This is a genomic window from Shinella sumterensis (genome assembly GCF_004514425.2).
GTDB classification, from domain to species: Bacteria; Pseudomonadota; Alphaproteobacteria; order Rhizobiales; family Rhizobiaceae; genus Shinella; species Shinella sumterensis.
The window spans coordinates 1-22,780 of sequence record NZ_MYFN02000018.1; the positions used below are offsets into that span (position 1 = coordinate 1).

Sequence of the window (22,780 nt, forward strand, 5' to 3'; positions counted from 1 at the left end):
GCGGCGGTTTCGCCCGTGGTTTCAAAGAGCATTCGGACGGGGCGCCGGAAGCTGCCTCGACTGAGAATGAATAGGTGACACCTTCCGGCGCCCCGTTCGGCGGTTTTTGCCCGCGACTCCGGTCTCTCTGCAAGGATCGAAAAGGCGGTGTCCTTCGCCGGTTTCCGGAATGGCCAGTGCCGTTTGACAACCGTCGCGCACGCCTTGGCGCTCCGTGGAAGGTGTCTCCACCTCCCGGCCTTTCTCCATCCCGGCGGACGATGCCGACGCATCCGCCAATGCCGATCCCCTTGTGTGCCGCACAGGCACGCCCGGCGCGCCGTTCGGGGCGTGAAACGACAGGATCGGTCCGACATCCCGCCATTTCCCCCGTGTCGCCGGAGGGAGACCATTTTCCGCAGGCCCGGTGCATGAGGTTTCGCGTCATCCCCTCACGCCCCGCGCCGACCCCGCCTCGCCGCAACGCCTTGCGGTGTATCCGAGGGCGGGATGGGAGGATTGTAGGCATGGTTGGGGAAGGCGGGGAAATCGGCGCGGGATTTTGTTGGAAAATCAGGGGATGCGATGCGTTTACGTCCCCGGATGGGGGGCGGCGAGGACGGCGGCGCATGCGGCTGTGGGTCCTCGGGTCAAGCCCGAGGATGACGCCAGAAGAGAAGTGTGGGAAAAAAGCAGCGCCACGGTTTGCGGCGGATTGCATGGGGGCAGGACGAAGGAAAACGCAAACAGATATTGCCGAGGCGGCCTGCCGGCCTAGTATGACGTTGGAGAAAAGGAGGACAGCAGATGGAAACCAATGAACTGCATCGCGGCCGGCTGATCGACCATATCCAGCTCGTCGTGCGCGACCTCGAGGCCAGCCGGAGGTTCTACGAGGCGGTGCTCGGCGCGCTGAACATTCCGCTCGGCGGCGCGGAGGAAAAGTATTTCTGGTTCGACGAGCTGTTCGTCTCCGGCAGCGACAGCGCGGCCGCGACAGGAGCCCTGACCGGGCGGCATCACCTGGCGTTCCAGGCTGCGGACGAGGCGATGGTGGAGGCCTTCTACAAAGCGGGCCTCGCCGCCGGCGGCACGGACAATGGCGCGCCGGGAAAGCGCGCCTATCACCCCGGCTATTTCGCCGCCTTCCTGCTCGACCCTGACGGCAACAATATCGAGGCGGTCTTCCACGGCCCGCATAAGCGGAGCGCTCCATCCGTGACGATCACCTTCTGACGGCACCGTTCAGTTGCCCGTCAGCAAACCGGCCTAGCAGGGCGTCGGGCTTTCAGGAAAGGTTGACGCCATGACCCACCGCATGACCACGCTTGCCGTTCTCGCCACGCTCTGCCTCGCGGCACCCGCCTTCGCCGCAACGACCGTGAAGGTCGTCGAGGGCGGGGAAGGCGGCGGGCCGATGACGCTGTCGATCGACCAGCCGACGATCAAGGCCGGCGACGTCGTGTTCCAGGTCCACAACGAGGCGGTGGGCGAGGCGCATGAAATGGTGCTGGTGAAGTTGAAATCGCCGGACCAGAAAATTCCCGTCGTCGCGGCAAAGCATCGCGTGGACGAGACGAAGCTGAAGAGCCTGGGCGAGGTCGCCGACCTCAAGCCGGGTGCCGATGGGGTGCTGAGGGCAAAGCTGCAACCCGGCACCTATCTTCTGCTCTGCAACATCAAGGGCCACTACGAGGCCGGCATGCATGCCAGGCTCGTCGTGACGAAATAGGCGGCGCGATCAGCGCTTCCTGGCGGCCGGAGCCTTTTTGGTCTTGGCCGCCGGCTCGGCCTTCTCCTGGATGGCCTCCTGCTCCATGCGCAGGGCGCGCAGGCGTGCGGTCTTCTTTTCGCGCGCGGTCACTTCGCTGGCGATGATGGTACGCGCGGCGCTGTCCGTCGCGGCCGCCTTGGCCTGCGAGGACGGTTTGACCGGGGTGGAAAGCGTATCCTTGGTCATGTCCATGATATCCCCTTTCTGAACCGTTCTGGTCTGAATCGTTCTGGGCGGGTTTGCCGGGTGACGCGGTCGTCACCCGGTCGGCATGTCTCAGCGTCCCGGACGCACGGCCTTCTTGGGCGCAGGCAGCAGGCCTTCGCGCTGCATCTTCTTGCGCGCGAGCTTGCGCTGGCGGCGGATCGCTTCGGCCTTTTCACGGACGCGCTTTTCCGACGGCTTTTCAAAGGCGCTGCGCGCCTTCATTTCGCGGAAGAGGCCTTCGCGCTGCATCTTCTTCTTCAGCACACGCAGTGCCTGGTCGACATTGTTGTCCCTGACGAGAACCTGCAAGGTATGTCCTTTCTCGCGGCATAGCCGCATTCGGTGGGATTTCGCGCCGGCAATCCGGTCCGGATTACCGTGCGGTGCGGATGGTGAGTGGTTTAAGCCACGGGCTGCCCGCGCGGGGCGCTTCGCGCTTTCCGTTCGTGCGCGGCGCGCCGGCGATCGTGTCGTCCGCCTCGATATCGCTCTGCACGATGCGGCGTTCGAAGTTTTCGCCTTCCAGGCGCACGCGATACTGAACCTCGCCGTGATCGGCCGGCAGGACGCCGACGATGCGGCAGGTCCGTTCACCCGTGGTCGCGCGGGAAAGGCCGGCCCTGAGCAGGACGTGGTCTCCGATGGCGTAGGTTTTACGGCTCATGAAAATCTCCTTTGCGGGTGCCCGCAAGGTTGTCGAAACAAAAAGGCCGGGCGTTACCCCGACCTCTTCCCGTCATTCGAACTCTTCACTGCCAGTACATCCGTGGTCAGCGAGGAGGAACGACAATTCTTATGCGGCGCGGAGGCCGTCGGCAGAGTTCTTGCCGGACTTGCGGTCACGGACGATGTCGTACGTGATCTTCTGGCCTTCGTTCAGCGAGCCCATGCCCGCACGTTCGACAGCCGAGATGTGCACGAACACGTCGGTCGAGCCATCGTCAGGCTGAATGAAGCCGAAGCCTTTGGTGCTGTTGAACCACTTTACGGTACCTGAATTCATAACGATATCCTTTTCATCGCTAGTGTAATCGGGAGATGTTTTTCCCGTTATTGATCGATCTTGAAAGGAAATCTGACGAAGAGCAGGGCTCGGTGGCAAAGGTCGCAAGCAGTTATCGATGGCATCTATATAAAGTTTATTCCCGATAATGCAATGGTTTTGCAAAATTTTTCTGGAGGGATTCGCGCGGACCGCCGGAAAATACGGTGATCGATCGCCTCTTTTGGAAATTCAATTTATCGGAATCGCGTTTTTATTTTTGGCCGGAAATCGCGGTGCGCAAAAGAAAAGGGCGGCCAGACGGCCGCCCCTGCATGGCGTGTCGGGCAGGGCGCTCAGGCGGCCTTCTTCGCCTCCGGCGCGAAGCGGCCGTAGAAGGTTTCGCCCTTGGCGGCCATGTCCTTCAAGAGCGGCGTCGGCTGGAAGTGGCTGCCGTATCGGGCGGCCAGTTTCTCGCAGAGTGCCACGAAGGCCTTTGCGCCCATGCCGTCGATGTAGGACAGCGTGCCGCCGGTATAGGGGGCGAAGCCGAAACCGAGAATGGAGCCGACATCGGCCTCGCGCGGATCGGTGACGATGCCTTCCTCCATGGTGCGGGCGGCTTCCAGCGCGATGGTGACGAGCAGGCGCTGCTTCAGCACCTGGATATCGACATCCTCGGGCTTCTGCTGCGGGTAGAGGTCCTTCAGGCCGGGCCACAGCTTCTTTTTCGCCGGCTTCGGCGGGTAGTCGTAGAAGCCCTTGCCGGCCTTGCGGCCGAGGCGGCCTTCGCCGTCCACCAGCGTGGTCACCAGTTCCATGTGGCGCGGATCGACGGCCTTTTCGCCGAGATCGGCGATGGCCGCCTTGAAGACCTTGTAGGAGAGGTCGACGGCCACCTCGTCGTTGAGCGACAGCGGGCCGACCGGCATGCCGGCCATCTTGGCGGCATTCTCGATCATCGCCGCCGGCACGCCTTCGATCAGCATGTCATAGGCTTCGGCCATGTAGCGGAAGACGCAGCGGTTGACGTAGAAGCCGCGTGTATCGTTCACGACGATCGGCGTCTTCTTGATGGCGGCGACATAATCCAGAGCGGTGGCGAGCGCCTTGTCGCCCGTTTCCTTGCCCAGGATGACCTCCACCAGCATCATCTTCTCGACCGGCGAGAAGAAGTGGATGCCGATGAACTGGTCCGGCCGCTTCGAATTCCTGGCGAGGCCCGTGATCGGCAGCGTCGAGGTGTTGGAGGCGAAGATGGCGTCCTCGCGCAGCACGGCCTCGATCTTCTCGGTCACCTCCTTCTTGACCGTGCGGTCCTCGAAGACGGCTTCGATGACGAGGTCGGCATCGGCGAGCGCGGCATAATCGGGGGTCGGGGTGATGAGGGACAGCAGCCTTTCGCCGTCCTCCCTGGACATGCGGCCCTTGCCGATGGCACCGGTGACGAGGCCTTCGGAATGGGTCTTGCCCTTGTCGGCGGCCTCCTGGTCGCGGTCGATGAGGACCACCGGAATGCCGGCGGCGGCCGTCACATAGGCGATGGAGGCGCCCATGAAGCCGGCGCCGACGACGGCGACCTTCCTGAACTCCGCCTTGGGAATGCCGGCCGGCCGGCGCGCGCCCTTGCCGAGCTCCTGCATGGAGATGAACAGCGACCGGATCATCGAGAAGGCTTCGGTCGTCTGCAGGATGTGGGTGAAGTAGCGCTGCTCGATCCTCAGGCCCGTCTCGAACGGCACCTGAAGGCCTTCATAGACGCATTTCAGGATGGCGAGCGCGCCCGGATAATTGCCGGCGGTCTCGCGGCGCAGGATGGCGGGGGCGGCCGGCCAGAGCTGGGCGGAGGCCGGCGTCCAGATGCCGCCGCCGGGCGCCTTGAAGCCCTTCTCGTCCCAGGGCTGGACGGGCTTGAGGCCGTCCTTGATCATCTGCTTGGCGGCGGGGATGAGCTGGTCGGGCTCGACGACCTGGTGCACGAGGTTCATCGCCTTGGCGCGCGCGCCGGTCAGCGACGAGCCGGTCGTCATCATCTGCAGCGCGTCCTGCGCATTGGCAAGGCGCGGCACGCGCTGGGTGCCGCCGGCGCCGGGGAAGATGCCGACCTTGACCTCGGGCAGCGCGATCTTGACCGACTTGGCATTCGAGGCGACGCGGCCGTGGCAGGCAAGCGACATTTCGAAGGCGCCGCCCATGCAGGTGCCGTTGATGGCGGAGACCCAGGGCTTGCCGGAGGTCTCCAGCTTGCGGAACAGCCAGGTCATGCGGCCCGTGGTTTCGAACAGTTTCTGCACGGCGGTCGCGGGATCGGCAGCCTGCGCGTCCTTCAGGAGGTCGAAGCTCGCCTTGATCATCGAGAGATCCGCGCCGCCGGAGAAGGAGGACTTGCCCGACGTGATGACCGCACCCTTGATGGCGCCGTCGGCCACGACCTGGTCGATGATCTTGTCCAGCTCGTCCATCACCTCGACGGTGAAGACGTTCATCGACTTGTCGGGCATGTCCCAGGTGACCAGCGCAATGCCGTCGGCGTCGGTCTCGATGGTGAAGTTCTTGTATGCGCTCATGATGGGATTCCTCTCCCTTGAAATCTATCTGGCTTCACACGCTGTCCTCTCCTCCGTCATGGTCGGGCTTGACCCGACCATCCAGCTCCGGGCTGTGGATTCTCGGGCCAAGCCCGAGGATGACGACCGGAGAGAGCGTGGCTTACCTCTCTCAGACCCGTTCGATGATCGTCGCCGTGCCCATGCCGGCGCCGATGCACAGTGTCACGAGGGCGGTGTTGAGGTCGCGGCGTTCCAGTTCGTCGAGCACGGTGCCGAGGATCATCGCGCCGGTCGCGCCGAGCGGGTGGCCCATGGCGATGGCGCCGCCATTGACGTTGATCCTGTCGTGCGGGATGTCGAAGGCTTGCATATAGCGCAGGACGACGGCGGCGAAGGCCTCGTTGAGTTCGAAAAGGTCGATGTCGGACAGCTGCATGCCGGTGCGGGCGAGCAGCTTTTCCGTGACGTCGACCGGGCCGGTCAGCATCAGCGCCGGATCGGAGCCGATATTGGCGAAGGCCTTGATGCGGCCGCGCGCCTTCCTGCCGAGGATCGCGCCGCCTTCCTTCGAGCCGAGCAGCACGGCGGCGGCGCCGTCGACGATGCCGGAGGAATTGCCGGCATGGTGCACATAGTTGATGCCTTCGATTTCCGGATGCGCCTGGATGGCGACGGCCTCGAAGCCGCCCATCTCGCCGGGCATCTGGAAGGACGGCTGCAACTGTGCGAGCGCCTGCATGTCGGTGCCGGGGCGCATGTGCTCGTCACGGTCGAGGATGACGAGACCGTTGATGTCCTTCACCGGCACGACGGAATTGTTGAAGTAGCCGTTCTGCCAGGCATGGGCGGCGCGCTTCTGGCTCTCGACGGCATAGGCATCGACATCGTCGCGGGAGAAGCCGTATTTGGTGGCGATCAGGTCGGCGGAGACGCCCTGCGGCATGAAATAGGCCGGGAAATTGACCGAGGGGTCCATGAACCAGGCGCCGCCAGACATGCCGAGCCCGACGCGCGACATGGATTCCACGCCGCCGGCTACGACGAGGTCGTCGGCACCCTGCGCGATTTTCGCCGCGCCGAAATTCACGGCATCGAGGCCTGAGGCGCAGAAGCGCGAGATCTGCATGCCCGGCGCCTTCGTGGAGTAGCCGGCCTCGAAGGCTGCGGCCTTCGGGATGACGGCGCCGGCGTCCATGACGGGATCGACGCAGCCCATGATGATGTCGTCGACCTTTTCCGTGTCGAGCCCGTTGCGGTCGCGCACCGCTTCCAGAACCTTCGCGGCAAGCCGCACGGACGGCACTTCGTGCAGCGATCCGTCCTTCTTGCCGCGCCCGCGCGGGGTGCGCACATGATCATAGATGAAGACGTCGGTCATTCTCTTCTCCCTATGGCCTTTCAGCCGAAACCATCATTCGAAAAATGTCGTCACGCGCGCCAGGACCTCATCCATGATGAAATCAGGAACCCGTTCGATGAACTTGCCTCCACGGGCTTTCAGGTCGACGGCGCGCAGTTGGTTGCACAAGACGACGCCGTTGCTTCTCGTCCCGGCGCCGGAAAGGGAAATGGCAAACCCACGGAACCGGGCAAACTCTCCGCCTGACGTGATCGGGGCCACGATCGGGATGCCGACCTTGTTGAAGAGGGCATCCGTCACCACGAGGACATAGCGGGCGCCGGCCTGCTCGCGGCCCTGCGTCGGCTCAAGATCGACGTGCCAGACCTCGCCCCGGTTCATCAGATGACTTCCCGGCCGACCGGTGGATCATTCAGCCATTCACGGTCCTCATCTGAAAGCGGCGCATCAAGGTCACACTGGGCGACCAGTTCCTCGAGTGTGTATTTGGGGCGGGAACGAGCCACAGCGATCAAGCGACCGTTTTCAACGGTGATCTCGACTTTGGTATTGGCCTGAAGGCCAAGTTCCTCAAGCACCGGCTTGGGCACGGTCATCATCACCGATCCGCCGACATTGCGCAGTGTAGACGTTGCCATCGTCACCTCCATGGAAAGTTATACGAATATATAACTTTCCTCCTCCGCTCACAATCCGCTCAGAAAGCCTCCGCCGCCAGCTCCATCACCGTGTCCGCGCCGGCCTCGATGCGGGTCTTGCGCAGGGCGGTTTCCGGCATCAGGCGCTCCATGAAGAACTTTGCCGTGACGAGCTTGTTCTTCAGGAAATCCTCCCGCTCTCCGGCACCGCCGGCGAGGCCCGCTTCCGCGGCCTTGGCGATCTTCGCCCACATGTAGCCGATGACGACGAGACCGAAGAGGTGCATGTAATCGGTCGAGCCGGCGCCGGCATTGTCGGGCTTGGCCATGGCGTTCTGCATGAACCACATGGTGGAGGCCTGAAGGTCGTTCAAGCCCTTCTTGAGGCCCTTCGTGAAAGGCGCAAGCTTCTCGTCGCTGCGGTTCTCCTCGCAGAAATCGCCGATTTCCTTGAACAGCGCCATGACGGCGCGGCCGCCGTTCATGCCGAGCTTGCGGCCGACGAGGTCGAGCGCCTGGATGCCGTTGGCGCCCTCGTAGATCATGGCGATGCGCGCATCGCGCACATACTGGCTCATGCCGTGCTCTTCGATATAGCCGTGGCCGCCGAAGACCTGCTGGGCCATGACGGCGTGGTCGAAGCCCTTGTCGGTGAGCACGCCCTTGAGGATGGGCGTCATCAGGCCGAGAATGTCGTCGGCCGCCTGGCGCTCGGCCTCATCGGCGGAACGATGGGCGATATCCGATTTCAGGGCCGTCCACAGCGTGAAGGCGCGGCCGCCCTCCGTCCAGGCCTTGATGGTCATCAGGGTGCGGCGGATATCGGGATGCACGATCAGCGGATCGGCCTTGCCGTCCGGGTTCTTGGCGCCGGAGAGCGAACGGCCCTGGAGACGTTCGCGGGCATACTGGGCGGCGTTCTGGTAGGCGATTTCGGCGATCGACAGGCCCTGAAGGCCGACGCCGAGCCGGGCCTCGTTCATCATGACGAACATGGCGTTGAGGCCCTTGTTCTCCGTGCCGATGAGGAAACCGGTCGCCTCGTCGTAATTCATGACGCAGGTGGCGTTGCCGTGGATGCCCATCTTGTGTTCGATCGCACCGCAGGTGACGCCGTTGCGCTCACCCGGCGTGCCATCGTCCTTGAGGATGAATTTCGGCACGATGAAGAGCGAGATGCCCTTGGTGCCCTCCGGCGCGCCCTCGATGCGGGCGAGGACGAGATGCACGATATTCTCCGACATGTCGTGCTCGCCGGCGGAGATGAAGATCTTCTGGCCTGAGATCCTGTAGGAGCCGTCGGGCTGTGGCACGGCCTTGGTGCGCAGCAGGCCCAGATCGGTGCCGCAATGGGGCTCCGTCAGGTTCATGGTGCCGGTCCAGGTGCCCTCCACCATCTTCGGCAGGTAGGCGGCCTTCTGCTCATCGGAACCGTGCACGAGGATCGCGGCGATCGCGCCCTGCGTGAGACCAGGATACATGGTGAGCGCCATATTGGCGGACGACATATATTCGCCGACGGCGGTATGCAGCACGTAGGGCAGGCCCTGGCCGCCGAATTCCTCCGGCACGGCGAGGCCGATCCAGCCGCCCTGGCGATAGAGATCGTAGGCTTGCCTGAAGCCCTTCGGCGTCGTCACCGTGGCGTCGTCCGCGCGCTTGCAGCCTTCCTGATCCCCGGAAAGGTTGACGGGAAACAGCACTTCCTCGGCAAGCTTTGCGGCCTCGCCGGCAATGGCCTCCACCATGTCGCCCGTCGCGTCGGCGAAACCGGGCAGGTTGTTGTAGCGCTCCAGCGACAGGACGTCGTTCAGGATGAAAAGCGTGTCATTCACGGGGGCCTTGTAGATCGGCATCGTCTGCGTTCCTCACCTATCCCGCGGACCTCGGTCCGCTCCTTGGGAAGGATAGTATGAAATTTTGACGTTTGCGTAAACGTCAAAACGCACGGTGCGACGAAATTATCATTCCGGGCAGGGACGGGGAGGGTAACGATCGCTGTCGTGTCCAGCCGCGGCGAAGCTGCGCGGTGCAGGTTGCGGTGCCACAACGGGGCGCACCGCCTTGCGAAAGCCAGTCTATGAGCAAATCGTTAAAAAAATTCCGCGCGGGTTAACCCCTTGTTTACCACGTTTCATGAATTGTGGCGCCTGAGGGCGTGGGATCGGGAATCATTTCGGCTTTCCTCTGCGGTGCCTGGATCGGAGATCCGGGTGAGGCAGGGACGGTACGGTTTCCCGCAAAACGCAGGAAGGGCGCAGCCGGGCGGGCCGCGCCGTCAAGGGTATCTCCCGGCAGGCCGGTGGCCGCCAAAGCGAGGCAAGATGAACGGATCGCGAAACCCGCAACGTCATGGCGAACGGTCTTCGCTCGACGCGCTCAATCGCACCATCGAGGGGCTGGAAGCCCGCATCGAGGGGCTGATGGGCGGCCGCGATCCGCGCGGGCGTGCCGAAGAGCGCTATGCCCCCGAGCGCTATACGCCGCGCGCCGAACAGTCCCGCTACGAGCCGCAGCGCAACCTTCCGTTGCGCGACGATCCGGTTTCGGAAATCCTGCAGCGCCAGCGCGCCATCGACGACACGCGCGAGCGTGCCGTCCAGCGTGTCGAGCGCCGCCCGCTCTCGAACGATCACCATGCCGCCGCCCAGCAGGCGCAGGCCGCCTATGGCAGCCATTCGGTCGCCGCGCCGGCGCGCGGCGACAATTCCGTCGAGGATATCGCCAAGGCGCTCGTTTCGTTGCGTCAGGACCTCAAGAAGGATATCGCCGACGGGCTGGAACGCGAGATGCACACGCTGCGCTCCGAAATCCGCGGCATCCGCCAGATGGCCGAAGGCCGCGGCAACACGGACGACCTGCGCGCCGAACTGCAGCGCCTCGCCACCGGCATCAACCAGCTCGGCCGCCAGTCCGGCCACACGGATGGCCTGCGCGTCGAGTTCGACGAGCTGCGCTCCGTGCTCGACGGGCTGGCGCGCGAAGATTCCGTGCGCCGCATGGAAGACCGCTGGAACGGCGTCGAGCAGAAGCTGTCGGTCTTCGACCAGGCGCGCGACGACGAGCTCGTGGCGCTGGCCTATCGCCTCGACGAGCTGAAGAACCAGATCAGCGCGATGAGCGCCACACCCGCCATCCGCGCGCTGGAAGACAAGATCGAGATGATCGCCGACGCGATCGACGGCCTCGGCCGTCGCGTCGAGCCGGATGGCGGCCGCTTCGTCACGGCCGTCTCCTCGCAGTTCGAGGGGCTCGACGCACGCCTCGACGAGATCACCCGCGCCATTGCGGCGGCCGGGCGCATGCAGCAGGGCGCGTCCGCCGACACCGGCATGATGCAGCGCCTCGAAGGCCGGATCGCCGACCTTGCCGGGCAGCTCGACATGATCGCCCGCCGCCCGGCGCCCGCGCAGGAACAGGGGCTGGGCCTGCGTCTGGAGGCGCTGGCCAGCCGGATCGAGGAATTGTCGAACGAGCGCACGGCGCTGCGCCTCGAAGAGCGCATCGAAGAGCTGTCGCGCATGATGGAGCAGAGCCAGCAGGTCACGCCGCTCGTCGGCGGCGACGAGCTTGCCTATTACCTCTCCGACATTTCCCGCAAGATCGACGCGCTCGACCAGGGCAGCGTCAACGGCGAGCTGGCCGAGCGTCTCGATACGCTCGCCCGCCGCATCGACCGGCTCGATACGCCTGTCGGCAGCCCGTTCCAGGAGGATCGTTTCTCCGAGATCGAGGGACGCCTTACCGCCATCGCCGACCGGCTGGACGCGACCCGTACGGCGCCCGCGGGCGACCATGAAGCGCTGCGCGGGCTGGAAGCGCAGATCGCCCACCTTTCCACGCTGATCGGCACGCCCTCCGCACCGGCGGCCTTCGGCGGCGTGCCGTCGGATGTCGAAAGCCGTCTCGCCACCATCGAAGATTACATGGCGACCAATGACGAATATATCGTCGAAGCGGCCCGCCAGGCCGCCGAGGCCGTCATGGAGGCCTATCGCCACGCCGGCCCGGCCGTCGCCGGCAACACCGACATGGACGCGATCGCCGGCCTTGCTTCCGACCTGCGTGCGCTCGAGGAACTGACGCGGTCGAGCGAGGACCGCACGGCGCGCACCTTCGACGCGCTTCACGAGACGCTGGTGCAGATCGCCGGCCGGCTTGAGGATTTCGACGCGCCGCGCGAAAGCTTCGGCCGACGTGAGCCCGCCGCCATGCCGCGCGCCGAAATGCCGGCCATGGAGACCGCCCACGCCGACAGCCTCGGCGTTCACGACTATCCGTTCGACGACGACGGTTTCGGCACGCAGCAGCGCCGCAACGCCCCTGTCGACGACCATGAGGAAAGCCGCTTCCCGGAGATCGCGGTCGAGCACATCCCCGCCCCGGAACGCGAGGCGCAGCATGACGCGCTGGCCTCTGCCGCAGAAGCCGATCTCTCCGAAGACGGCGCCAAGGACGAGCAGCCCAGGGACGAGCAGCCCAGGGACGAGCAGCCCAAGGGCCTGCTGGCCGGCCTGAAGCGGCGGCTGTCGCCCGGCCGCAAGGAGCCGGCCGTACGGCCGGTCGAGCGGCAGCACATCGAGCCGACGCCGTCGCTCGACGCGGCCGACGAACTGGCGCCGGAAGTGGCCAACGAACTTCTCGAGCCCGGCTCGGGCACGCCCGACGTCCGCCGTATCCTCGAGCGCGTGCGCGCCGGCCAGGCTTCCGGTGGCCGTTCGAGCGCCGCAACCGAGACGGACAAGGCCGATTACATCGCCGCCGCCCGCCGCGCCGCCCGCCTTGCCGCCGAGGAAAGCGATGCGATGTCGCGCGTCGCTCCGGCGAAGAAGGGCGAAAAGCCCGCCAAGGACGCGCAGCCGGCATCGGGATCGGCCTTTGCCCGTCACCGCCGGCCGATCCTTCTGGCCGTCGGCGCGGCACTGCTTGCCATCATGTCCTATCCGCTCGTCAACACGCTGGTGCGCGGCGACAGCGCGCCCGTCGTCATCGAGCAGACGGCGGTGAGCGGTGAGAACACCACGCCCGCCGCCACCGAAACGGGCGAAGCGGCAACGGCGAATGCCGGCACCGCGCCGGTGGCCGGCGAAAAGGCCGTGACCGATCCGGGCCCGGCAGAGCGCAATATTGCCGGCACGGGCACCGCCGACGGCACGACACCAATGTCCGCCGCCACGCGGGGTGCGGACATGCTGACCACGCCCTCGGTGACCGAAGACGCCGACACGGCCGGCTTCGAACCGGTGACGACGCCGGAAGCGGCGCCGCTGGCCGGCCAGGACAATGTGAACGCAACGCAGGAGACCGCGCCGGTCGATCAGACGCAGACGGCGGCGATCGTCGTTCCCGAGGCGATCACGCCCGCATCGCTCGCCACGGCGGCCAAGGGCGGCGATCCGCTCGCTTTGTTCGAGATCGGTGCGCGCTATACGGACGGTCGCGGCGTTGCCGTCGATCTCAAGGAAGCCGCCCGCTGGTACGAGCTTGCCGCCGCACGCGGTTTCGCGCCGGCCGAATACCGGCTCGCCAATCTCTACGAGAAGGGCCAGGGCGTCGAACGCGACCTGGAGCATGCCCGCAAGCTCTACGAGGTCGCGGCCAACAAGGGCAATGCGAGCGCCATGCATAATCTCGCCGTCCTGCTCGCCACCGGCATCGGCAATGCGGCGCCCGATTTCGACGGCGCGGCGAAGTGGTTCCAGAAGGCCTCCGAACTCGGTGTGCGCGACAGCCAGTTCAACCTCGCCATCCTCTATGCACGCGGCAACGGCGTGAAGCAGGACCTGGAAGAATCCTACAAGTGGTTCGCCATCGCCGCCCGTGACGGCGACCGCGACGCCGCCGGCAAGCGCGACGAGGTGGCCAACGCCATGCGCCCCGAGCAGCTGACCAGCGCCAAGGCGAAGGTCGAGCTGTGGAAGCCGCAGCCGCTCGATGAAAAGGCCAACTCCGCCGAACTGCCGGACGAATGGGCCGGTGCGGCGGTCAAGACCGCCAGCGTCGACATGAAGAAGGCCATCCGCAACATCCAGGCCATCCTCAACAACAACGGCTTCAATGCCGGCACGCCGGATGGAGAGATGGGCAACAAGACGGTGGCGGCCATCAAGGCATTCCAGAAATCCGTCGGCCAGAAACAGACGGGCGAGATCGACGATGCGCTCGTCACCGAGCTTCTGAAGCGCAACAAACAGCCGGGCTGACCGGCTTTCGACCGAGGGCCCCGAAGAGGGGCCCTCTTCGGTTGACACTTTCCCGGCCCGCAGGCCCAACCCGCAGTCATGACAAAAGCCAGCAGCGTGTCGTTCACGCCATGTAAAGAAGGCTGTGGCATTTTGAATGCACGGCATGATTCCATCCATAAATCGGCCCTGATTTACGGAATTATGCGGTGCAAATCTGAAGCCGCTTCAGGATGATATCCGTTCCTCAAACGTTATCATCGTGACGGCGGCCATGGTGGGCCGAAAGGCAGCCGCCGTGTGACGAATTCTTGCGTGATGCAAGGCGTGACCAGCCGTGACGGGGGCATCCCCTTCAACGGCGGGGCGCTTTCCTGCATGCGCAGCCTGCCGAAGAGGCGCCGCGGCGGCAGGCATAGGGTGAAAAGCGACTGCCAAGGTAAGCCCGCAAGGGCAAAACTGCCGATCGGGGTTCCGTTGTGACTGTCTACCTGCCCATTGCAGAGCTCTCGGTGAACATCTTCATCATTCTGGGCATGGGTGCGGCCGTCGGTTTCCTGTCCGGCATGTTCGGCGTCGGCGGCGGCTTCCTGATCACGCCGCTGCTCATCTTCTACAATATCCCCCCCGTCGTCGCGGTTGCCACCGGCGCAAACCAGGTCGTCGCCTCGTCCATGTCCGGCGCGCTCTCGCATTTCCGGCGCGGAACGCTGGATGTGAAGCTCGGCACGGTGCTGCTGTTCGGCGGTCTGGCGGGCGCCACCGTCGGTATCTGGATCTTCGCGTTGCTGCGCAGCGTCGGCCAGCTCGACCTCGTCATCTCGCTGCTCTATGTCGTGCTGCTCGGCACGGTCGGCACGTTGATGCTGCTGGAAAGCATCCGCGCCATGCGCCGCTCGGCGAGCAACCAGCCCGTTTCGCTGCGCCGGCCCGGCCAGCACAACTGGGTGCATCGCCTGCCGCTGAAGATGCGCTTCAAGAAATCGAAGATCTATCTCAGCGTCATCCCCGTCATCGGGCTGGGCTTCGGCATCGGCATCCTCACCTCCGTCATGGGTGTCGGCGGCGGCTTCATCATGGTGCCGGCGATGATCTACCTGCTGCGCATCCCCACCAATGTCGTCGTCGGAACCTCGCTGTTCCAGATCATCTTCGTCACCGCCTATACGACCGTGGTGCAGGCCACGACCAACTATTCCGTCGATATCGTGCTCGCCTTCATCCTGATGGTGGCGGGCGTGATCGGTGCGCAATACGGCGTGCGGGTCGGCCAGAAGCTGCGCGGCGAACAGCTGCGCGCGCTGCTCGCCCTGCTGGTGCTGGCCGTCGGCGCCCGTCTCGCCGTCGACCTGGTGGTCACGCCCGACGATGTCTACTCGGTCATCAGCGAGGGGGTCTATCGATGAGAACCCTTGCTTTGCTCCTCGTGCTCTTCGTCGGCCTCGTGTCTCCCGCCGCCGCGCAGGAAGACAGGCCGGCCGAAGCGCCCGAGAAGCTGGAAATCGGCATCTCCACCGACGAGATCGCCATTTCCTCGGATTTCCGCGGCGCGGACCTGACGATCTTCGGCGCGATCGAAGGGTACGATCCGGCTTTGCTCGCCCAGCGCAAATACGACATCGTCGTGGCGCTGGAGGGGCCGAAGGACAACAACACGGTGCGCATCAAGGAGCGCGTCTTCGGCATCTGGGTCAACCGCCGCTCGATGACCTTCGAACTGGTGCCGGAATCCTATTCGCTGTCGAGCACGCGCGATGTCGAGACCATCGCCGATCCCGCCGTGCTGAACGGCGTGGGCGTCGGTATCCAGCATATCCGCCTCACGCCCGTCGGCTTCGTCGGCGACGGCAGCAACCTCACGGAGTTCCGGGACGCGTTCCGTCGTCTGAAGGAAAGCGGCGGCTTCTACCAGCGCGATCCGGGCGGCGTGCAGTTCATCAGCGCCAGCCTGTTCAAGGCCACGGTGAAGCTGCCGGCGAACGTGCCCAACGGCACCCATATCGTGCGCGCGCATCTTTTCCGCGACGGCGTCTTCATCTCGGAAAAGGCGCTGCCCCTGCGGGTCATGAAGACCGGTATCGAGCAGATGATCTCGACGGCGGCCTATGACCATTCGCTGGCCTATGGCGCGTTCTCGGTGTTCCTCGCGGCGCTGACAGGCTGGCTGGCGAGCGTCGTCTTCCGCAAGGACTGATTGCTCAGGCGCGGTAGACGAGCACAGGCACCTTCGAATGGCTGAGCACCTTGGTGGTGACGCTGCCCATCAGGAAGGCGCTGACGCCGCGCCGCCCATGCGAGGCCATGACGATGAGGTCGCAGCCTTTGCGCTCAGCCGTGTCGATGATCGCCCGCCAGGCATCGCCGGCCGTTTCCTGAACCGTCTCGACCGTCACGTCGGCCGCTGCCGCCCGCTCGCGCACGGCGCCGAGGATGCGGACGCCGTCCTCTTTGACATGGGTTTCGTAATCCATCCGCAGGCTCGCCGTCGCGGCGGGTGTCACGGGCAGAAAATGCAGCGGTTCGGCCACCGTCAGCGCCGTGACCTGGGCGCCGAGCGCCTTGGCAAGCTGCAACGCCTGGTCGACGGCCGCCGTCGACAGGTCCGATCCATCGGTGGGAACGAGAATATGCGTGTACATGGCGCGATCTCCCTCTTTGCGCAGACTACGGCCAAAGCCGGGTCCTGCCTTGATGGAAATCAACCCTGTCGGTTTCGTCAAGTCGCGGCCATGGGCGCATCGCGTCGAATGCGCGATAAACATTTCTTGAAATGATGTGTTGAAACAAATCACGCTTTCGCACCCTTGCAACGTCAGGGTGGCGCGCGTCCAAGCGGGCCATCATGCTCGATCAACAAGGGAACCACCATGCGCACGACCAGCTTCTTCCTCGCCGGAACCATGCTTGCCGCCACGCTTCTTGCGGCGCCGGCCTTTGCCCAGACCGCACGCACCGCCGAAACCGGCCAGGCAAATGCGCCCGACCAGAAGCCGGCTTTCGAAGGCCAGACGCGTGCCACGCTGCCCGACAGCACGCCCGAGATCGCCGTGGATGTGGTGGCGCAGGGCCTGCCGCATCTCTGGGCCATGGAGTTCCTGCCGGACGGGCGCATGCTCGTGACGGCCAAGGCTGGCACCATGCACGTCGTTTCGCAGGAGAATGGCGAGGCGAGCCCGGCGATCGAAGGCGTGCCGGAGGTGATGTCCGACGGGCAGGGCGGCCTGCTCGATGTGGCGCTGGCCCCGGATTTCGAAAGCTCCAACCGCATCTACTTCTCCTATTCGGAGCCGCGCGAGGGCGGTAACGGCACGTCGGTCGCTTCCGCGACGCTGGCCGAGCAGGACGGGAAATTCTCGTTGCAGGACGTGAAGGTCATCTTCCAGCAGATGCCGACCTATGACGGCGACAAGCATTTCGGCTCGCGTCTGGTCTTCGGGCCGCAGGGCGAGCTCTATGTCACCGTCGGCGAACGGTCCGACGCCGAGACCCGTGTCGGGGCGCAGGATCTCGGCAGCGGCTTCGGCAAGGTCTTCCGTCTCGATGCGGAGGGCAAGGCGCATGCCGACAATCCGTTCGCCACGCAGGACGGCGCGTTGCCGGAGATCTGGAGCTACGGCCACCGCAACCTGCAATCGGCGACCCTCGACGGGCAGGGTCGTCTCTGGACGGTCGAGCACGGGCCGAAGGGCGGCGACGAGCTGAACCGCCCGGAGGCCGGCAAGAACTACGGCTGGCCGAAGGTGACCTACGGCGTCGAATACAGCGGCGGCAAGGTGGGCGAGGGCATCACCGCGCTCGAAGGCACCGAGCAGCCGGTCTATTATTGGGATCCGGTTATCGGCCCTTCCGGCATGGCCTATTACGATGGCGACGCGATCCCGGAATGGAAGGGTGCCTTCCTCATCGGCGGCCTCGTCAGCCAGGGCCTCGTGGTGCTGCACATGGACGGCGACAAGGTGGCGCATGAAGAGCGCGTTCCGCTCGACGCCCGCATCCGCGACGTGAAGGTCGCGTCCGACGGTTCGGTGTTTGCCGTGACGGAGCCGCGCGGCGGCGGCGAATCGACGATCCTGCGGCTGGTGAAGCGCTAGGGCGCCGGCGCTCAGCCGCGCAGATTGGCAAACCGCACGGAGTAGATGCGGTCGCGGCCGAGCATGTGGGCGACGAGGCTTGGCCGGTCGAAAAGACCGGTCATCGCCCGGTGGCGCAGGTCGAGCCCGCCCGTCATGATCCCGAAGGCCGGCATCAGCAGGCGCCGGCCGTCGGTGGCGAAGCAGGGCCGCCGCACCGCCCTTTCGCGGCGGATGACGGTGGCGGCGGGATGAAGATGCCCGGCGATCTCGCCGTCGGGCGCTATGAGCGACGGTTCGTGGCGAAAGGCGAGCCCGGCATAATGCAGCTCGTCGGCCGACTGGCCCGGCAGGTTCACGGTGCCGTCGGGGTCGTGGTTGCCGTTGATCCATATCCATTCGCGGCCGCGCGCCAGTTCCACGATCTTCGCGCGGAAGATCTCCGGCAGGTGGGCGGAACCGATGCGGTCGTGGAAATTGTCGCCGAGGCTGATGACGATGGCCGGGTCGTGCCGTCGGATGACGGCTTCCAGCACCTTCAGCGTGGCGAGCGTGTCATAGGGCGGCAGCATCATGCCGCGGCGGGCGAAGGCGGCACCCTTTTCGAGGTGCAGGTCGGAGACGACGAGCAGGCGGGTTTCCGGCAGGTAGAGCGCACCCAGCGGATCGCAGACGGCCTCGACGCCGGCAATGACGGTGCGCGCGCAAACCGCGCCGAAATCCTGTATCTCCGTCGATGCCAATGCCAGTCGCTGCACGCCTTCGTCTTTCTTAACTGTCCGGCTCGCCCATCGCTTCGGCGATCAGGTCGTCCGCGGCTTCTGCCAGCAGCGAATCCTGCGCCTCGCCCGCCACCGTTTCCCTGCCGATCTCCAGCATGATCGGCACGGCGAGCGGCGAGATGCGGGTCAGTTGCCGGTGGGTGATGTGCCCTTTGATTCGGGCCAGCATATCGCCCAATCGCTGAATATCCAAAAGCCCCGCCGCCGCATCGTTGCGTGTCGCCTCGAGCAGGATGTGGTCCGGCTCGTGGCTGCGCAGCACGTCGTAGATCAGGTCGGCGGAAACGGTGACCTGCCGCCCGGTCTTTTCCTTGCCCGGATGGCGCTGCTCGATCAAGCCGGCAATCACGGCACAATTGCGGAAGGTGCGCTTGAGCATGTAGCTTTCGTCGAGCCAGGCCTCCAGATCGTCGCCCAGCATGTCCTCGTCGAAGAGTGCCGACAGCGACGGGCGCTCGACGGCAAAGGCATGGCCGAGATCGTCCAGCGCCCAGATGGCGAGCGAATAGTCGGTGGCGACGAAGCCGAGCGGCCGGCGGCCGGCGCGCTCCAGCCGGCGCGTCAGCAGCATGCCGAGCGTCTGGTGGGCAAGCCGCCCTTCGAAGGGATAGGCCACCATGTAGTGCCGGCTGCCGCGCGGGAACGTCTCGATCAGCAGCTCGTCGCGCCTGGGCAGGGACGAGACGTCGCGCTGCAAGGCGAGCCAGTCGCGCACCTGGTCGGGCAGCGCACCCCAGCGCGCGGGATCGTCCAGCATGCCGCGCACCTGATCGGCGAGATAGGTGGAGAGCGGGAACTTGCCGCCGGCATAGGCCGGCACCTTCGGGTCGAGCGCGAAAGCCTGGCTGACGAGGCATTCGTTCTCGCGGATGCCCTCGAAACGCAGCACCTTGCCGGAGAACAGGAAGGTATCGCCGGGCGAGAGCATTTCGAGGAAATATTCCTCCACCTTGCCGAGCGACGCGCCGCCGCGCCCGACCGCACCCTTCGCGCCGCGCTTGACCATGCGCACATTGAGCATGGGCATTTCCACGATGGTGCCGAGATTGAGCCGGTATTGCTGCGCGACGCCGGGGTTGGAGACGCGCCAGAGGCCGTCCGGCGTCCTGCGGATGCGGGCATAGCGCTCATAGGTCTTCAGCGCATAGCCGCCGGTCGCGACGAATTGCACGATGCGGCCGAATTTTTCGCGCGGCAGGCCGGTATAGGGCGAGGCGGAGGTGACTTCGGCAAAGAGGTCGTCCTCGTCGAAGGGTGCTGCGCAGGCCATGCCGAGCACATGCTGGGCGAGCACGTCGAGCGCGCCGTCGCCGACCGGCGGCGTGTCCTGCGCGCCGATATAGTTGGCGTCGAGCGCCGCCTGGCACTCCATGACCTCGAAGCGGTTGGCGGGCACCAGGATGGCGCGGCTCGGCTCGTCCATGCGGTGGTTGGCGCGGCCGATGCGCTGGGCGAGCCGCGAGGCGCCCTTCGGCGCACCGACGTGAATGACGAGATCGACATCGCCCCAGTCGATGCCGAGATCGAGCGTCGAGGTGGCGACGACGGCGCGCAGCCGGTTTTCCGCCATGGCCTGCTCGACCTTGCGGCGCTGGCCGACATCGAGCGAGCCGTGGTGCAGCGCGATCGGCAAGGTATCCTCGTTGATGTTCCAGAGTTCCTGGAAGAGGATTTCCGCCTGGCTGCGCGTGTTGACGAAGAGCAGCGCCGTCTTGTGCTGCTTGATCGCCTCATAGACCTCCGGCATGGCGTATTTCGCCTGATGGCCGGACCAGGGCACGCGCTCCTCGCTTTTCAGGATGGTGATGATGGGCCTTGCGCCGCCGGGCGCGGTGACGAGACCGGCATGGTTCTCCTCGCCGGCCGATTGCGCGACCAGCCAGCGGCGCAGGTCCATCGGCTCGGCCACCGTGGCGGAGAGGCCGATGGTCCTGAGACCGGGCGCAAGGCGGCGCAGGCGCGCGAGGCCGAGCGACAGCAGATGGCCGCGCTTGGAGGTGACGAGCGAGTGAAGCTCGTCGAAGATGACGTATTTCAGGTCCTTGAAGAAACGCGCCGCCTCGCCGTTGGCGATGAGCAGCGCCACCTGTTCGGGCGTGGTCAGAAGGATATCGGGCGGGTTCAGCCGCTGGCGCTGGCGCTTGGCCTGCGGGGTGTCGCCGGTGCGCGTCTCGATGGTGATGGGCAGACCCATCTCCGAGACGGGCTTCATCAGGTTGCGCTCGATGTCGACGGCCAGCGCCTTCAGGGGTGAGATGTAAAGCGTATGGATGCCGGTGAAGGCGGAGCCCGGCGGGATCTTGCCGCGTCGCGCCAGGTCGGTCAGCGCCGGCAGGAAGCCGGCCAGCGTCTTGCCCGCACCGGTGGGCGCGATGAGCAGCAGGCTCTCGCCCGCCGTGGCGCGCGCGAGAAGCTCCATCTGATGGGCGCGCGGCTGCCAGCCCTTGCCTGCGAACCATGCAGAGAAGGTCGCGGGCAGCAGGGCACGGGCGGCTTCGGCGGAATCGGTCATGTCGAAGACAAGCTAGTCCATCCTCCCCGAAAGAAAAGAACCGCAGGCCGGCGATTGACTCCGAAAAGAATCATGGATAATTATTGTCCATGATTATCGGAGGTGCCGGTGAAGCTCAGTGAAGGTGTCGAACAGGCGATCCACAGCGTGGCGATGCTCGCGCAGCTGTCCGCCGACGGCGTGCTGTCGGCCGCTTCGCTCGCGGCGTATCACGGCGTGAAGACGAGCTATCTGTTGAAGCATCTCCAGGCCCTGTCCGGGGCCGGCCTGCTCTCCACCTTGCCCGGCCCCCGGGGCGGTTACCGTCTGGCGCGCAAGGCCGAGCAGATCACGCTTCTGGATATCGTGCTGGCCGTCGAGGGGCCGGAACCTGCCTTCCGCTGTCTGGAAATCCGCCAGCGCGGTCCCAATCCGCTGCCGGGCAAGCCGACGCGGCCGTGCGAGATCAATGCCGCCATGCTGCGCGCGGAAAAGGCCTATCGCGCCGAACTGCGGCGCGTGACGGTGGCCGATATCCTCGCCGACGTGGCGGCAGGCGACGACGGCTCGATTGCGGCGCGCGGCTGCGCCTTTCTGGCCATTCATGAACGCAAACAGGGCGCATGACGCCCACAACAGGAGAACGACCATGCAGGAGCGACTGAACGGCTACAAGGTGGCGCCCGATGCCTACAAGGCGATCATGGGGCTGGAGACCTACATCACGCGGGATTCCGGCCTCGCCCCGGCCCTGATCCATCTGATCAAGCTGCGCGCGTCGCAGATCAACGGCTGCGCCTATTGCGTCGACATGCATGTGAAGGAAGCGCGCCACCACGGCCTGTCCGAACAGTGGATCAACCTCCTGTCGGTGTGGCGCGAATCGCCGGTCTACACCCCGCTCGAACGCGCCGTTCTGGAATGGACCGAGGCCGTGACGCGCGTCGCCGACACCGGAGCGCCTGACGCGGCCTACGAACCGCTGAAGGCCTTTTTCACGGAGGCCGAAATCGCCAAGCTGACGATCGCGATCGGCACGATCAACATCTGGAACCGTGTCGCCGTCAGCTTCCGCAACCAGCACCCGCTGGACGCATCGACGAAGGCGGCATGACGCGTCACATCGCAATGTAGCGGTCGGCGCGGTGGTTGACGGTCAGGAAGAGATTGAGAACCACCGCGCCGACGACCGAGCAGAGCACGATGAACGGGGCCGCGACCGCAAAGGCGGCGACCAGCACGAAGATATCGAAGGCAAGCTGCACGAGGCCGGCGCGTATGCCGAAGCGATCCTGAAGATAGACGGCGAGAATGCCCACGCCGCCCAGGCTGGCGCGGTGGCGATAGAGCCCGAGCAGGCCGAAGCCGAGCAGGATGCCGGCGAGCACCGCCGTCCACATGGGATGGATGCTCTCGATGCGCACGAAATGCGGCTGCATTTCGGTAATCACTGAAGTCAGCGATACCGCGATAATCGTCTTGACGGTGAAGGCGCGGCCAAGGCGTTTGAGGCCGAGCAGATAGAAGGGGATGTTCACGACCGTGTAGAAGAGGCCGAAGCTGTAGCCCGTCAGGTAATGCAGGATGAAGGCGACGCCGGCGGTGCCGCTCGCAACGAGCCCGGCGCTGCTCATGAGGGCGAGGCCCAATGCGGCGATCATGCTGCTGGCAAGCAGGCCCTGCGCATCCTCCAGCGGCGTGTGGCGCGTGGGGGTGGGATTCCAGAAGCCGAAACGCCGCTTGTCGCCGTCCATGGCCGATCTCCG

Annotated in this window: 21 protein-coding genes; 8 read left to right on the plus strand and 13 right to left on the minus strand. The window is 65.4% G+C overall.

Going from position 1 to position 22,780, the window contains the following annotated elements; all coding sequences use genetic code 11:
* Nucleotides 1-786 precede the first annotated feature (786 nt).
* Together B5M41_RS23480 and B5M41_RS23485 are read left to right on the plus strand one after the other, a co-directional pair.
* On the plus strand, nucleotides 787-1,215 hold the full coding sequence (locus B5M41_RS23480) for a VOC family protein (protein ID WP_134650822.1): 429 nt from the start codon (nucleotides 787-789) through the stop codon (nucleotides 1,213-1,215).
* Between the two features lie 70 nt (nucleotides 1,216-1,285).
* Nucleotides 1,286-1,711, plus strand: a complete 426-nt coding sequence (locus B5M41_RS23485; RefSeq protein WP_230640315.1) for a sulfocyanin-like copper-binding protein — start codon at nucleotides 1,286-1,288, stop codon at nucleotides 1,709-1,711.
* Nucleotides 1,712-1,720: 9 nt separating this feature from the next.
* Here the strand turns inward: B5M41_RS23485 and B5M41_RS23490 are convergent, their stop codons facing one another.
* The 9 genes from B5M41_RS23490 to B5M41_RS23530 form a co-directional block, all read right to left on the minus strand.
* Nucleotides 1,721-1,945, minus strand: coding sequence for a hypothetical protein (locus B5M41_RS23490; protein ID WP_167719318.1), 225 nt, complete (start codon nucleotides 1,943-1,945; stop codon nucleotides 1,721-1,723).
* Nucleotides 1,946-2,029: 84 nt separating this feature from the next.
* Nucleotides 2,030-2,269, minus strand: a complete 240-nt coding sequence (gene rpsU / locus B5M41_RS23495) for a 30S ribosomal protein S21 (protein ID WP_134650823.1) — start codon at nucleotides 2,267-2,269, stop codon at nucleotides 2,030-2,032.
* Nucleotides 2,270-2,333: 64 nt separating this feature from the next.
* The gene (locus tag B5M41_RS23500) at nucleotides 2,334-2,624 is read right to left on the minus strand and encodes a cold-shock protein (protein WP_134650824.1); all 291 of its coding nucleotides are present in this window, start codon (nucleotides 2,622-2,624) and stop codon (nucleotides 2,334-2,336) included.
* 129 nt (nucleotides 2,625-2,753) lie between these two features.
* Nucleotides 2,754-2,963 (minus strand): cold-shock protein, encoded by a 210-nt coding sequence (locus tag B5M41_RS23505; RefSeq protein ID WP_134650825.1) that lies wholly within the window; start codon nucleotides 2,961-2,963, stop codon nucleotides 2,754-2,756.
* Nucleotides 2,964-3,298: 335 nt separating this feature from the next.
* Entirely contained in the window at nucleotides 3,299-5,509 is a 2,211-nt protein-coding gene (locus B5M41_RS23510; RefSeq protein ID WP_134650826.1) for an FAD-dependent oxidoreductase, read from the minus strand.
* A gap of 151 nt (nucleotides 5,510-5,660) precedes the next feature.
* Nucleotides 5,661-6,869 (minus strand): acetyl-CoA C-acetyltransferase, encoded by a 1,209-nt coding sequence (locus tag B5M41_RS23515; protein ID WP_134650827.1) that lies wholly within the window; start codon nucleotides 6,867-6,869, stop codon nucleotides 5,661-5,663.
* A 33-nt stretch (nucleotides 6,870-6,902) separates the two neighbouring features.
* Nucleotides 6,903-7,232: a type II toxin-antitoxin system PemK/MazF family toxin gene (locus B5M41_RS23520; protein WP_134650828.1), complete on the minus strand. Its 330-nt coding sequence runs from the start codon at nucleotides 7,230-7,232 to the stop codon at nucleotides 6,903-6,905.
* Complete coding sequence (locus B5M41_RS23525; RefSeq protein ID WP_134650829.1) at nucleotides 7,232-7,489, minus strand: AbrB/MazE/SpoVT family DNA-binding domain-containing protein; 258 nt, start codon at nucleotides 7,487-7,489, stop codon at nucleotides 7,232-7,234. The genes B5M41_RS23520 and B5M41_RS23525 overlap by 1 nt, the downstream gene beginning before the upstream one ends.
* 59 nt (nucleotides 7,490-7,548) lie before the next feature.
* Nucleotides 7,549-9,345, minus strand: coding sequence for an acyl-CoA dehydrogenase C-terminal domain-containing protein (locus B5M41_RS23530; protein ID WP_134650830.1), 1,797 nt, complete (start codon nucleotides 9,343-9,345; stop codon nucleotides 7,549-7,551).
* Nucleotides 9,346-9,813: 468 nt separating this feature from the next.
* Here B5M41_RS23530 and B5M41_RS23535 point away from each other — a divergent pair, with 468 nt between their 5' ends.
* The 3 genes from B5M41_RS23535 to B5M41_RS23545 all read left to right on the plus strand — a co-directional run bounded on the left by B5M41_RS23535 (nucleotide 9,814) and on the right by B5M41_RS23545 (nucleotide 15,865).
* On the plus strand, nucleotides 9,814-13,692 hold the full coding sequence (locus B5M41_RS23535; RefSeq protein WP_134650831.1) for a peptidoglycan-binding protein: 3,879 nt from the start codon (nucleotides 9,814-9,816) through the stop codon (nucleotides 13,690-13,692).
* A gap of 458 nt (nucleotides 13,693-14,150) precedes the next feature.
* Nucleotides 14,151-15,077 (plus strand): sulfite exporter TauE/SafE family protein, encoded by a 927-nt coding sequence (locus B5M41_RS23540; RefSeq protein WP_134650832.1) that lies wholly within the window; start codon nucleotides 14,151-14,153, stop codon nucleotides 15,075-15,077.
* Nucleotides 15,074-15,865, plus strand: coding sequence for a TIGR02186 family protein (locus tag B5M41_RS23545; RefSeq protein WP_134650833.1), 792 nt, complete (start codon nucleotides 15,074-15,076; stop codon nucleotides 15,863-15,865). Before B5M41_RS23540 ends, B5M41_RS23545 begins: the two co-directional genes overlap by 4 nt.
* A 4-nt stretch (nucleotides 15,866-15,869) precedes the next feature.
* On the opposite strand, the gene B5M41_RS23550 is transcribed toward B5M41_RS23545, so the two are convergent.
* Nucleotides 15,870-16,310, minus strand: coding sequence for a universal stress protein (locus B5M41_RS23550; protein ID WP_134650834.1), 441 nt, complete (start codon nucleotides 16,308-16,310; stop codon nucleotides 15,870-15,872).
* 228 nt (nucleotides 16,311-16,538) lie between these two features.
* On the opposite strand from B5M41_RS23550, the gene B5M41_RS23555 reads away from it, so the two are divergent.
* Nucleotides 16,539-17,762 (plus strand): PQQ-dependent sugar dehydrogenase, encoded by a 1,224-nt coding sequence (locus B5M41_RS23555; protein WP_134650835.1) that lies wholly within the window; start codon nucleotides 16,539-16,541, stop codon nucleotides 17,760-17,762.
* A gap of 11 nt (nucleotides 17,763-17,773) precedes the next feature.
* Here B5M41_RS23555 and pdeM read toward each other — a convergent pair whose 3' ends face one another.
* Both pdeM and B5M41_RS23565 read right to left on the minus strand, forming a co-directional pair.
* On the minus strand, nucleotides 17,774-18,499 hold the full coding sequence (gene pdeM, locus B5M41_RS23560) for a ligase-associated DNA damage response endonuclease PdeM (protein ID WP_134650836.1): 726 nt from the start codon (nucleotides 18,497-18,499) through the stop codon (nucleotides 17,774-17,776).
* 13 nt (nucleotides 18,500-18,512) lie between these two features.
* Nucleotides 18,513-21,035 (minus strand): ligase-associated DNA damage response DEXH box helicase, encoded by a 2,523-nt coding sequence (locus tag B5M41_RS23565; RefSeq protein ID WP_134650837.1) that lies wholly within the window; start codon nucleotides 21,033-21,035, stop codon nucleotides 18,513-18,515.
* A gap of 108 nt (nucleotides 21,036-21,143) precedes the next feature.
* On the opposite strand from B5M41_RS23565, the gene B5M41_RS23570 reads away from it, so the two are divergent.
* Complete coding sequence (locus B5M41_RS23570; RefSeq protein WP_134650838.1) at nucleotides 21,144-21,641, plus strand: RrF2 family transcriptional regulator; 498 nt, start codon at nucleotides 21,144-21,146, stop codon at nucleotides 21,639-21,641.
* A gap of 22 nt (nucleotides 21,642-21,663) precedes the next feature.
* Complete coding sequence (locus B5M41_RS23575; protein WP_134650839.1) at nucleotides 21,664-22,128, plus strand: carboxymuconolactone decarboxylase family protein; 465 nt, start codon at nucleotides 21,664-21,666, stop codon at nucleotides 22,126-22,128.
* Nucleotides 22,129-22,132: 4 nt separating this feature from the next.
* On the opposite strand, the gene B5M41_RS23580 is transcribed toward B5M41_RS23575, so the two are convergent.
* Nucleotides 22,133-22,768 carry a YitT family protein gene (locus B5M41_RS23580; RefSeq protein WP_134650840.1) on the minus strand — a complete coding sequence of 212 codons (636 nt, stop codon included), beginning with the start codon at nucleotides 22,766-22,768 and terminating at the stop codon, nucleotides 22,133-22,135.
* Nucleotides 22,769-22,780 lie beyond the last annotated feature (12 nt).

Bases quoted from the DNA above. Each gene is read 5' to 3' on its own strand.
- B5M41_RS23525 (WP_134650829.1), bottom strand. From the start codon at position 7,489: ATGGCAACGTCTACACTGCGCAATGTCGGCGGATCGGTGATGATGACC.
- B5M41_RS23530 (WP_134650830.1), bottom strand. From the start codon at position 9,345: ATGCCGATCTACAAGGCCCCCGTGAATGACACGCTTTTCATCCTGAAC.
- B5M41_RS23480 (WP_134650822.1), top strand. From the start codon at position 787: ATGGAAACCAATGAACTGCATCGCGGCCGGCTGATCGACCATATCCAG.
- B5M41_RS23580 (WP_134650840.1), bottom strand. From the start codon at position 22,768: ATGGACGGCGACAAGCGGCGTTTCGGCTTCTGGAATCCCACCCCCACG.
- B5M41_RS23505 (WP_134650825.1), bottom strand. From the start codon at position 2,963: ATGAATTCAGGTACCGTAAAGTGGTTCAACAGCACCAAAGGCTTCGGC.
- B5M41_RS23510 (WP_134650826.1), bottom strand. From the start codon at position 5,509: ATGAGCGCATACAAGAACTTCACCATCGAGACCGACGCCGACGGCATT.
- B5M41_RS23485 (WP_230640315.1), top strand. From the start codon at position 1,286: ATGACCCACCGCATGACCACGCTTGCCGTTCTCGCCACGCTCTGCCTC.
- B5M41_RS23550 (WP_134650834.1), bottom strand. From the start codon at position 16,310: ATGTACACGCATATTCTCGTTCCCACCGATGGATCGGACCTGTCGACG.
- B5M41_RS23545 (WP_134650833.1), top strand. From the start codon at position 15,074: ATGAGAACCCTTGCTTTGCTCCTCGTGCTCTTCGTCGGCCTCGTGTCT.
- B5M41_RS23500 (WP_134650824.1), bottom strand. From the start codon at position 2,624: ATGAGCCGTAAAACCTACGCCATCGGAGACCACGTCCTGCTCAGGGCC.
- B5M41_RS23575 (WP_134650839.1), top strand. From the start codon at position 21,664: ATGCAGGAGCGACTGAACGGCTACAAGGTGGCGCCCGATGCCTACAAG.
- B5M41_RS23520 (WP_134650828.1), bottom strand. From the start codon at position 7,232: ATGAACCGGGGCGAGGTCTGGCACGTCGATCTTGAGCCGACGCAGGGC.
- B5M41_RS23565 (WP_134650837.1), bottom strand. From the start codon at position 21,035: ATGACCGATTCCGCCGAAGCCGCCCGTGCCCTGCTGCCCGCGACCTTC.
- B5M41_RS23515 (WP_134650827.1), bottom strand. From the start codon at position 6,869: ATGACCGACGTCTTCATCTATGATCATGTGCGCACCCCGCGCGGGCGC.
- B5M41_RS23535 (WP_134650831.1), top strand. From the start codon at position 9,814: ATGAACGGATCGCGAAACCCGCAACGTCATGGCGAACGGTCTTCGCTC.
- B5M41_RS23555 (WP_134650835.1), top strand. From the start codon at position 16,539: ATGCGCACGACCAGCTTCTTCCTCGCCGGAACCATGCTTGCCGCCACG.
- B5M41_RS23490 (WP_167719318.1), bottom strand. From the start codon at position 1,945: ATGGACATGACCAAGGATACGCTTTCCACCCCGGTCAAACCGTCCTCG.